Source organism: Mesotoga sp. UBA5825, from assembly GCF_002432955.1.
In the GTDB taxonomy this organism is placed as follows: domain Bacteria; phylum Thermotogota; class Thermotogae; order Petrotogales; family Kosmotogaceae; genus Mesotoga.
In genome coordinates, this window is record NZ_DJHG01000040.1 from 1 (window position 1) to 6457 (window position 6457).

Below are 6457 nucleotides of genomic sequence, written 5' to 3' on the forward strand. Positions count from 1 at the left end.
CTTTCCTCTGGCCTCTTACATCTTCTCTGACCAAGAACCTGGACGCACAGCGTCGGAACTAAGAACTGCCCTTCTCCCGCTTTTCCAAGGACGGGTCCATGCTCTTGGTAAGTACGAGGGACGGTTCTTCGCACTCTTCCAGCTCTTGCGAGACCCTAGACCCCAACCCCGAGACCCGGTTTGCCTCGGGCGCGGAGAGATCACGTAGCAGAAAAAATCGTTCGTGTTCTCGCAAAGTTTACGAATTTTCTTTCTTTCTTCGTAGACACTGGCCGTTTATTGCAGTAGAATATATTTCGCATGCGAAATATTCGGACTCTAAGTATTCGTATGCGAAAGTTCTGAAAATGTAAGAAGAAGGTGGTTCTGTTGGAAGAAAGCTCAAGAATAGAAGAGATGCTGACAGCGATCAAGCGGATCGTGTCTCTCATAAAGCAGAATTTCGAAAGGGATTTCAAGAAGATGCACGTAACCCAATCCCAGATCCTTGTTATGAGAGTACTCAACCAATACGGCGATATGAAGATAAGCGATATAAGCAGGGAGCTAGATCTCTCAAACAGCACGGTGTCGGGGATAATCGACAGACTCGTCGAAAAGAAGATCGTCAAAAGAAAGAGAAGCGAAGAGGACAGGCGAATAGTTATGATAAGTCTTGCGGAAGAGTATTGCAAACCCGTGAAGAAACAGCTCAATGCCTTTGCCAATAAGATGAGAAGGGCATTGTCTACGACAACTGAAGAAGACCTTGATTCTATCATGCAAGGTCTTGAGAAGCTGGAGAGGATACTCGAAGAATCGCAAGAATACAAAGAAAGAGGACGAAGCTGATGCTCAAACTTATAAGATACCTTAAACCCTATACTGTCTTCATCATCGTCGCGGTGGCATTGCTCTTCGTTCAGGCCATGACAGAACTGGCACTTCCAGATTACATGTCGAATATCGTAAACGTCGGTATTCAGCAGGGCGGTATCGAAGACGCTATTCCTGAGGCCATAAGCAAAGAGGCCTTCGATAACGTCTCGCTTTTCATGAGCGGAGAAGAGAGGCAACAAGTCCTGAGCTACTACGATCTCATAAACAAAGACTCGGCGACTTATGAAGAAAACCTCAAGAAGTACCCTTTGCTGGAGAGCAAAGATGTTTACGTCCTGAAAAGTGAAGAGATTGAAGACCGACAGGCTCTCAATCTGCTCTTCGGCAAGGCCCTCATGGCGTATTCTGGAATCAAGAACGGCATGACCGGGGCAGCTGGGACCTTTACACCCCCGGACGGCTTCAACATCCCCGAAGGTGCAAACGTCTTCCTGCTGCTGCGGCTCATGCCGGAAGCCCAGAGGCTCGAAATGCTAAGTCAGGTTGACAGCATGGTCGAAGTCATGGGTGAAAACATCGTCAACCAGTCGGGTGCACTTGCCGTGAAGGAAATCTACGAGGAGCTTGGCGTGGACACCGAAAAATTGCAGAGCGGCTATGTGCTCCGCACCGGTTTAGTCATGGTTCTCGTGACCTTGCTTAGCGCGCTGAGTACCATCATGGTCGCCTTCATCGCCTCGAAGATAGCTGCTGCCTCGGCGAGATCGATGAGAAGAGACGTTTTCGAGAAAGTGGAAAACTTCTCGAACTCTGAATTTGCAAGGTTCTCTACGGCTTCGCTCATAACTAGAACGACAAATGATATTACCCAGATACAGCTCGTGATTGTTCTCATAATTAGAATGGCATTCTACGCCCCAATCATTGGTGTCGGAGGAGTCATGAGGGCTCTCGAGAAGAGCACCTCCATGTCCTGGATCATAGCGCTCGCCGTCATCATAATGCTAGGCCTTGTGGGAATCGTTTTCGTCATAGCCCTTCCGAAATTCAAGAAGATGCAGAAGCTTATCGATAGGCTGAATCTCGTTACAAGGGAACACCTCTCCGGCCTCATGGTTGTCAGAGCCTTCAACACCCAGAAGTTTGAAGAAGAGAGATTCGACTCCGCTAACAAGGACTTCACAAGAACCAACCTATTCGTAAACCGGGTGATGGTAGTGATGATGCCGGCGATGATGTTTGTTATGAACGGGACCATGCTCCTCATCGTCTGGGTGGGCGCGCACCAGATAGAGGCCTCGACGATGCAGGTTGGAGACATGATGGCCTATATACAATACGCCATGTTGATCATCTTCGCCTTCCTCATGTTGACGATGACGTTCATCATGATCCCAAGGGCCTCCGTTTCGGCAGGTAGAGTCTCTGAAATCCTAGAGGTTGATCCCCAGATAAAGGACCCCAAGAACCCGAAGAAATTCGGCAGTGATTTCAAGGGAACTGTCGAGTTCAAAAACGTCTGCTACCGTTTCCCGGGAGCCGAGAAAAATATCCTGAACGACATAAGCTTCACGGCCCTTCCCGGGCAGACGACGGCGATTATAGGCTCGACCGGCTCGGGAAAGTCGACTTTGCTGAACATGATACCGAGGTTCTACGATGTCTGCGGCGGCCAGGTGCTTGTTGACGGAATAGACATCCGGGAAGTGAACCAGCATGAACTGAGAGAAAAGATAGGCTACGTCCCCCAGAAGGGTGTACTGTTCAGCGGAACCATAGAATCCAACCTGAGATACGCCGACGAGCCGGCCTCTGAAGAAGAAATTGAAAGGGCTGTCGAAATCGCCCAGGCCGCCGAATTCATAACCGCGAGAGAAGAAGGATATGACGCAGCCATTTCCCAGGGCGGTGCGAACGTATCTGGAGGGCAGAAGCAGAGGCTTTCCATAGCCAGGGCGCTGCTGAAGAAACCGAAAATACTCCTCTTCGACGACAGCTTCTCTGCACTTGACTTCAAGACAGACGCTGCGCTGAGAAGAAGACTGAAGCAGGAAACGGGAGATAGCACGATGATAATAGTCGGCCAGAGAATTGCGACGATAAAAAATGCCGATCAGATACTTGTTCTTGACGAGGGCAACCTTGTTGGAATCGGCAAGCACCGCGAACTGATGAAAAGCTGTCAGATATACAGAGAGATCGCACAATCACAGCTTTCAGAGGCAGAATTAGCATGAGTAGTGATAACAGAGAAAAGGGTAGAGGTCATCGAGGTCGCGGCGGAGGTCCGATGGGCCCCGGCATGATGCGTGCGGGAGAGAAAGCCAAAGACTTCAGAGGAACGCTGAAAAAACTCGTTCAATACCTTAAGAAGTACCAGATCCTGATAATCATAGTGCTCTGCTTCGCGGCGGCCGGCGCTCTTTTCTCCATCATGGGGCCGAAGATACTCGGCACGGTGACAACGGAAGTCTTTGAAGGAATAATGGCCAAGATCACCGGAACTGGCGAAGGAATAAACTTCGACTCGATAGCTAGAACCATGTTTATTCTTCTCGGACTGTACGCACTTAGCGCTCTGTTTATGTATATCCAGGGATGGATAATGTCGGGCATATCTGCGAAGGTCACATACAAATTCAGGGAGGAAATCTCCCATAAGATAAACAGGCTTCCCCTCAAATACTTCGACAAGAGCTCCCAGGGAGATGTCCTGTCAAGGGTAACCAACGACGTCGACACCATAAGCAGAACGCTAAACCAGAGTTTGAGCCAGATCATAACGTCCATCACGACAGTAGTCGGGGTCATCATAATGATGTTCACGATAAGCTGGCAGCTCACGCTGATAGCCTTGCTAATACTGCCTGTCTCGATGGGACTCATCGCCTTTGTGGTTAAGTTGTCTCAGAGATACTTCAAGAAGCAGCAAGAGTATCTCGGAAAGGTAAACGGCCACGTAGAGGAGATGTACGGAGGTCACGTCGTCGTAAAGGCCTTCAACGGAGAAGAGAAAAGCATAGAAACATTCGACAAACTGAACGCTGAACTGTACGACTCCGCCTGGAAATCCCAGTTTCTCTCCGGTATGATGATGCCTATCATGACCTTTGTGGGCAATCTCGGATACGTCCTCATAACCATAATGGGTGGCTGGTTTGCCGTCAGAAATATGATCACGGTCGGTGACATCCAGGCTTTCATACAGTACGTGAGGTCGTTCACTCAGCCTATCGCTCAGATTGCCAACATCATGAACGTCTTCCAGCAGACGGCTGCGGCAGCAGAGAGAGTCTTTGAATTTCTGGAAGAGGAAGAGGAAATACCAGAGACAACGAACCCCGTCAATGGGGTTGATCATCACGGCCACGTTGAGTTCAGAAATGTCAGATTCGGATATGTCCCGGAAAAGACAATCATAAAAGACTTCTCCTGCGAGGTAGACAAGGGACACAATATAGCCATCGTCGGACCCACGGGAGCGGGAAAGACAACCATCGTCAAACTCCTGATGCGCTTCTACGACGTCAACTCTGGAGAAATACTCCTGGACGGCCACAACATAAAAGACTACACCCGACACGACCTGAGAGAAAACTTTGGAATGGTGCTCCAGGACACCTGGCTCTACAATGCCAGCATCTGGGACAACATAAAATACGGAAGGCTTGACGCAACGGATGAAGAAGTACTGGCAGCGGCTAAGGCTGCTCACGTCGAGTCATTCATTCACACCCTCCCCGAAGGCTACAACCTCGTGCTGAACGAAGAGCAGACCAACATCTCGCAAGGCCAGAAGCAGCTGATAACGATAGCCCGGGCAATCCTGGCAGATCCTAAGGTCCTCATACTCGACGAAGCAACCAGTTCAGTCGACACAAGAACAGAAGCCCTGATACAGCAAGCCATGAAAAACCTTATGAGAAACAGGACAAGCTTCATGATTGCCCACAGACTATCAACAATAAGAGATGCCGACCTCATACTCGTCATGAACGAAGGCGACATCGTCGAACAGGGAACCCACAAAGAACTTCTCGCACGTGGCGGTTTCTACGCCGAGCTTTACACCAGCCAGTTTGAAAGCGACTTCGTAGAGGCTGTATAAGCAAGAGAGAAACAAATCTCAATATCAAACCAATCCGGCGGGCCCTCAGCCCGCCTTTTTCTGTCTCTACAATGTTGCGCTCTCCTGAACTATAAACACTGTCCCTGATACTTCTGACTGGATTTGGTCTAGTAAATGGTGCAAATATCGAGATGTCGGCCAGAAGTACGAGAATGACGGAAAACAAGAAAAGACTGTCATCATATTGAGCCTGCCCTGAAATGCTCCTGTTCAGGGTCATCCCGTACAGGTACCCTGAACAGGTGCACCCATCAGGGTAGGCTCTACGAGATGGCGGTTGTGAGAGATCTCCACAGCAGGAGGTTTACAGGGAAGTTGGAAGGTTTGTGAAGCTTGAAATGATAGAATTGATTTGGTGAAGTATATGGCTCTAAACTTGCGGAATACATGTTTCTGGGATGTGGATGTTAAAGAGCTTGATAAGGAGAAGGACAAGTTCTTCATTATTTCCAGGGTTCTGGAGTACGGAACGATGGAGGATGTTGTCAATCTTCTCTCTGAATATGACTCGGCCGAGATCGCGGGGGTAGTTAGAAGAAGCAGAATAATCGGCAGGGTGACCGCAAATTTTTGGAGCCTTATTCTGAATATTCCTAGATCGGAGATAACTAAATGCTTAGAAGCGGGAAACTCTCATCAAAGACGCTGAATCTTCTAAATATTCTTGAGAGTAAACTCACTGATTTTTATCTTGCAGGGGGCACGGCTCTGGCGATGTACTATGAACACCGTGTGAGTTTCGATTTGGATTTCTTTACAGCTCAGCCTTATTGGCCAGAAGTATTGTTGGAGTATTTGAAGCAGTTTGGTGTTTTGGTGGAGAAAGTAAGGGTTCAGACAGGGACCCTTGAAGCTGAAATTGACGGTGTTCGGACAAGCTTTTTTGAATACCATTATGCACTAATTGAACCTTTCAACAAGTATGGGTCTCTGGATGTGGCTTCGGTAATCGATATCGCCGCCATGAAGCTTAGCGCTATTGCCGCAAGAGCAGAGAAAAAGGACTACTTCGATCTCGCAGAAATCCTGAAGAGAGAGTCTTCGGAAAGAGTTCTTCAAGCTTTTGTCAAGAAGTATGGTAGAGAAGTCGATCTGTACCATATAGTAAGGGCTGTAGCTTTCTTTGATGATGTAGAGGACTCCCCGGATCCATTAGGAGCAGTCCTTACCTGGAAAGAAGTCAAGCAATCTCTGAAAGTGAAAAGCAAAGAGCTATTCGATGTGGCGAAGAGCTTAGTTAGGCTAGATCGTGATTAAGAAAAGGCTTCTTCGCAATGCTTGCATACCCTCCAGATCCTTAATGATATTGCCTCACAGAGATTCTATAGAACCTGCCAATTACCTTCGGTGCAAGACAATGAGGTGTGTCGGCTGATTACATCATTACTGTGGATATTCAGGAAGCCCTTCACCATGTCATCCAGTAGAGCCTGCCCCAATATGCCCCTGTTTGGAGCTCCTGTTCGGGATTCTGAGGGGTCTCATCTCGCCCGTATCGCGCGCTCTCTA

5 protein-coding genes are annotated in these 6457 nt (G+C 48.5%); all 5 read left to right on the top strand.

The genetic code is table 11. The annotated features are described in order from the left end of the window. Positions 1-369 precede the first annotated feature (369 nt). The 5 genes from B3N33_RS03985 (at position 370) to B3N33_RS04005 (ending at position 6205) form a co-directional block, all read left to right on the top strand. On the top strand, positions 370-831 hold the full coding sequence (locus B3N33_RS03985) for a MarR family winged helix-turn-helix transcriptional regulator (RefSeq protein WP_214061396.1): 462 nt from the start codon (positions 370-372) through the stop codon (positions 829-831). After that, a complete protein-coding gene (locus tag B3N33_RS03990) occupies positions 831-3056 on the top strand; it encodes an ABC transporter ATP-binding protein (RefSeq protein WP_292592220.1) in 2226 nt (741 codons plus the stop codon). Before B3N33_RS03985 ends, B3N33_RS03990 begins: the two co-directional genes overlap by 1 nt. Beyond that, a complete protein-coding gene (locus B3N33_RS03995; protein WP_292592222.1) occupies positions 3053-4927 on the top strand; it encodes an ABC transporter ATP-binding protein in 1875 nt (624 codons plus the stop codon). The genes B3N33_RS03990 and B3N33_RS03995 overlap by 4 nt, the downstream gene beginning before the upstream one ends. A gap of 385 nt (positions 4928-5312) precedes the next feature. Next, on the top strand, positions 5313-5597 hold the full coding sequence (locus B3N33_RS04000; protein WP_214061399.1) for a DUF6922 domain-containing protein: 285 nt from the start codon (positions 5313-5315) through the stop codon (positions 5595-5597). Further along, positions 5561-6205, top strand: a complete 645-nt coding sequence (locus tag B3N33_RS04005) for a nucleotidyl transferase AbiEii/AbiGii toxin family protein (protein ID WP_214061400.1) — start codon at positions 5561-5563, stop codon at positions 6203-6205. The genes B3N33_RS04000 and B3N33_RS04005 overlap by 37 nt, the downstream gene beginning before the upstream one ends. Positions 6206-6457 lie beyond the last annotated feature (252 nt).